5 protein-coding genes are annotated in these 3,917 nt (G+C 61.8%); 1 reads left to right on the top strand and 4 read right to left on the bottom strand.

The features are described from left to right. The coding region (locus ACO1XS_RS00025; protein ID WP_486389771.1) for an FAD-dependent monooxygenase at nucleotides 1-875 on the bottom strand (875 nt) is incomplete at its 3' end. Between the two features lie 137 nt (nucleotides 876-1,012). On the opposite strand from ACO1XS_RS00025, the gene ACO1XS_RS00020 reads away from it, so the two are divergent. After that, nucleotides 1,013-2,146, top strand: coding sequence for a hypothetical protein (locus ACO1XS_RS00020; RefSeq protein WP_331568861.1), 1,134 nt, complete (start codon nucleotides 1,013-1,015; stop codon nucleotides 2,144-2,146). Between the two features lie 34 nt (nucleotides 2,147-2,180). Here the strand turns inward: ACO1XS_RS00020 and ACO1XS_RS00015 are convergent, their stop codons facing one another. From ACO1XS_RS00015 to ACO1XS_RS00005, 3 genes are all read right to left on the bottom strand, one after another. After that, nucleotides 2,181-2,612, bottom strand: a complete 432-nt coding sequence (locus ACO1XS_RS00015) for a YbgC/FadM family acyl-CoA thioesterase (protein ID WP_331568863.1) — start codon at nucleotides 2,610-2,612, stop codon at nucleotides 2,181-2,183. Continuing rightward, the gene (locus ACO1XS_RS00010) at nucleotides 2,609-3,493 is read right to left on the bottom strand and encodes a metal-dependent hydrolase (protein ID WP_486389770.1); all 885 of its coding nucleotides are present in this window, start codon (nucleotides 3,491-3,493) and stop codon (nucleotides 2,609-2,611) included. Before ACO1XS_RS00010 ends, ACO1XS_RS00015 begins: the two co-directional genes overlap by 4 nt. A gap of 153 nt (nucleotides 3,494-3,646) precedes the next feature. Beyond that, nucleotides 3,647-3,917 (bottom strand): hypothetical protein (locus tag ACO1XS_RS00005; protein WP_486389769.1); only part of this gene is annotated, 271 nt, incomplete at its 5' end.

Raw genomic sequence — 3,917 nt, 5'->3', positions numbered from 1 at the left:
GCGGCATCGCCGACGAGCGCCACGCGCGGCGCGACGAGGCGATCGACACGCTGCAGCGAAAGCGGGAAACCGTGCGCGGCGCCGACGCATTCGAGCTCTCCGAGCCGGCCATGCGTTGCCCGTTCGACCGCGGCTGCGAGCTGTGCCGGCGCAAGCGCGACGAGCTCGCGCGCGTGATCGGCGCGAGCCGACCAGACGAGCGACACATGGCCGCCCGGCAGTGGCAGCAGCGCGACGATCTCGCGATCTTCCGTGAACCACTGGTAAGCGGTTTCGCCGTGCGGCTTCGATGCTTTGAAGTTCGCCACGACACCGGTTTGCCGGTAGTCGCGCCGCGTCACCTCGGCCCCCATCTGGGCGCGCACCCACGAATGGGCACCGTCCGCACCGACGATGAGATCGGCTTCGATCACGACGCCGTTGGCCAGTGCGAGCATGGCGGCATCGGTTTTCACATCGAGCCCTTGCGCCCGCGTGTCGAACCAGGTCACGTGCGGCTGGAAGCGTAAGGCGGCATCGAGCGAATGTTCGACCAGCGACGATTCGACGATCCAGGCGAGCTGCGGCACAGCCGCCTGGAACGCCGAGAAATGGAGTTCCGCCTGGGCGTCGCCATAGACCCGCATGTCGTAGACGGGTGACAGACGATCGTGGTCGAGCGCCTGCCAGACCCGCAGACGTTCCAGCAGTGCCTGAGAACTCGCTGAGAGCGCGTAGATGCGTGCATCGAAAAGCATGTCGGCCGGACGCGGCGCGGCAGGCTGCGCGATCAGGGCGATACGCAGTCCGTGTTGTGCGAGCGCAAGCGCGGCGCATTTGCCGACGAGGCCGCCGCCGACGACGGCGACGTGAAACGTCTGATGATGGGCGGTCATTAACGCATTATATCTGCGCTGGACCGTGCAGCTTGGCGTGGCGGGAAATTAGGACGTGCGGCAGGTCACAGTTCTGCCGGCGCGGAGAAGGGCTGGCCGGGAAAGCTGCAACTTCGGTTCGTAAGCATCGCTTTCGCATGGCTTTCGTCTCGATGCGGGGTGCATCGGCGATGATGGTAGACAACTACGTCTTACGTACAACGGATATGACGAATGTTCCGAACGGTGGATCTTCTATCTCTCGGAGGCTCGACGGGCTCGATGGCCTCGGCGCGCAGGAAGAGGGGGTGCCGTCGCGGAACCTGGATGGCCGCGCCGATGCCGAATCCCCCTACGCGCCCCCTGCCGCGACCGGGCTGCTCGCCGGACTGAACCGACGGTCCATCAGCGACGCGCTCGATAACCGGCGGGCGGGCACATTCGCCCAGACAGATGAGGCGACCCACCCTCCTGGTCGGCCGCGGCAAGACGCAGTCACGCCGGAGACTCGACAGGTCCCGGTTAACCCGTCGGCGCCAGAGCCTCCCGGCGATTCAGGCCGTGAACGCGCGGCCCGCGGCGATGCCGGTTTTCCTGTCGTAACGGATGCGGCAAGTCCCGGCAACGCCCAAAGGCTCACCCCGCGTGAGCTGAGTCAAGCCGGCACGAAATTCGATGCGGGACTTTGGACACTCGACGATGCCGTCCGTGAACTCGACATCACGGACCCGGACGATCGCGAGAAACTGCGGGAGATGGCAGAGCAGTCTGCGCGGTTTGCAGACGAAACGCTCGTCCGGTCGGAACCCGACGAATCACCCCATACGCCTGCCCCCGTTGAGCTGCCAGCCGAACAACCGGTGCACCTATCCGATGCCACATCGACCGCGCTTTCGCCGCGTGTTCAAGCGCGGATGCAATTGCGCTCATGTCTGGAAGCATTTGGACAAGCGGAAGCAGCGCTGGAGGGAGTTCTTTCCAATCAATATCAAAACGATGGGTTGTCTGAGCACCTGACAAAAGCGGAGCAGCATATCGACGAAGGAACTCAGCAAGCGAACCAAGCTTTCGCGTTGTTGATCGACGAGACAAGAACCACTCCGTCATCGGACTTCAGCCGAACCGTTCGCGAGCGCCAAATTTCTTTTCAAAACGCCACTGCGCAATTCAGAAGAGAGGTCGGGAAGGCGGGAACGAACAACTGGGCATTTGAGCGCTTGAGCGATGCGCTTACCAGTATGCGCCGAGGGCTGGAAACTTTGACAGCGGTGTTGGACGGCCAGACACAGTAGGCGCGGAGTGCGTGAACTGCCAATATCGGCAATGTCACACCGGTGCGATCTCGTGTGAAAGCGCGGCCTTCAAAGCATCGGGCAATGGCGCGGGACGTTGCGTCGCGACATTGACGCAGGCGAGTCTGAACTCGGCAGTTGCCAATGGAGTCTCGTCTCGCATCAGCGTCTGACTGACGAGCAGGCTGCAGCGGCTGGCCGCGGAGACATTTCCGCGCGCCAACAGCCGCTCGTCCAGCGCCGCGGGCTTTAGATAGTGGAGCGTTGCATCCACCACCGCGAGTGCAACGCCATAGATGTCCTGAAGCTCGCGAGCCGAGCACCCGACGGCACACTGCCATTCTGAGCGGGCTGCCTCGAACCACCTTAAATAGGCGGTGTGATGAGCCACTCCGCCCGCGTCCGTGTCCGCATAGTAGACACGGACGGCGTACACGGGTAGCTCGATGGTCAACGAGACATTCATGAGCAGCCGCCCCACTCGCGCGAAGCGGAACTTGCGGCCGCGTCACGCCATGCGGCGATCAGGCGACGGTCGTCCGTATTGGAAGGGTGAAACTTCGGGTGAAAGTAGACAAAAAAAGCCGGCGTCATACGGCGAAACAAGCCCGGCGCCACCCACAGGTAGCGCAACAACGCGAGCCAGCTTCTCCATGAAGCGCCGTCCTGCTCCGCCAGGCGCGCAACGTTGACGAACAGCCTTCGCATAAAGCCGATCGTCACCTGTATCGCCGCGGAACAACGAAGAAAGTATGCCCCCACTCCCCGACCGTATGCCGAGGTGAAGACGTCGAACGCCACCGATTTATGTTCGATTTCCTCGACGGCGTGCCAGCGCCACAACGCGCCAAACTCGCTATCGCCTCGCATGATGGCGCCGCTCGACAGAATCTGATGCGCCAGCGACGCCGTGAAATGTTCCATCGCGACTGTCATCGCAAGCCTGCGCCGCGGTGCAACCTTTTCGAGCGGCTTGGAAAACATCCTGATGTCGAGCGTGTCGACTTCATAACCGCTTGCGACCATCGCACCGATATACGCCCGATGTTCCCGGCTATGAGCCGCCTCCTGTTGCATAAAGCCGCTGACATCCGAGATCAGGCGCTCTTCTTTCACATGCTTACGGTGTTCACGGACGCTGTTGATGAAGAATTTTTCCCCTTTAGGGAAAAACAGCGACATTGCATTGTAGAAGCGCGATACAGCACTTCCGGCTGAGTGCCAGTTGCAAACGTCGCCGCGAGCGAGGTCGAACGATATGTCTCGCAGTGATATCTGATCGCGATGATCTGCGCATTTTGTTGTTTCCACAACCATCGCAACAGTTGCGATATCGCGTCGTAACATGGCGTCTCCGACGTTGTATATGCGGCAAAACGCGTAGCGTAGGGATACCCATATTAGATATTGCGCATCGCGTGCTGAGTACGCGCTTTCGTAGCGAACACCCCGAACGGACGCGCGCAGTGCGAAGGAGCGGTTCTTAGGCGACGTTTGCTGCTAAGCCGGGGACCCGGGCGTGCGACCGCTCGGCTTTGTCACGAGCAGCAAGCCGAGCGCCGAAACAGCGACGACGCTGGCCATCGCAACGTACAAGCCGGCAACCGGAGCCCCGCCATACACGGTCGGAGCGGAAAAGATCAGCAATCCAATCCCGCTCGTCATCAGCACGCTGTTGGCGCGAAAACGACCTAGCAAGTGTCTCGGACACTCCGCCAGGAACCGGGTCTCGCTTCGTATGCGTACCAGGGAGAAACCGGCGCCGAGAAAG

The organism is Trinickia sp., assembly GCF_057351765.1.
This window is presented reverse-complemented; position numbering and strand designations above follow the sequence as displayed.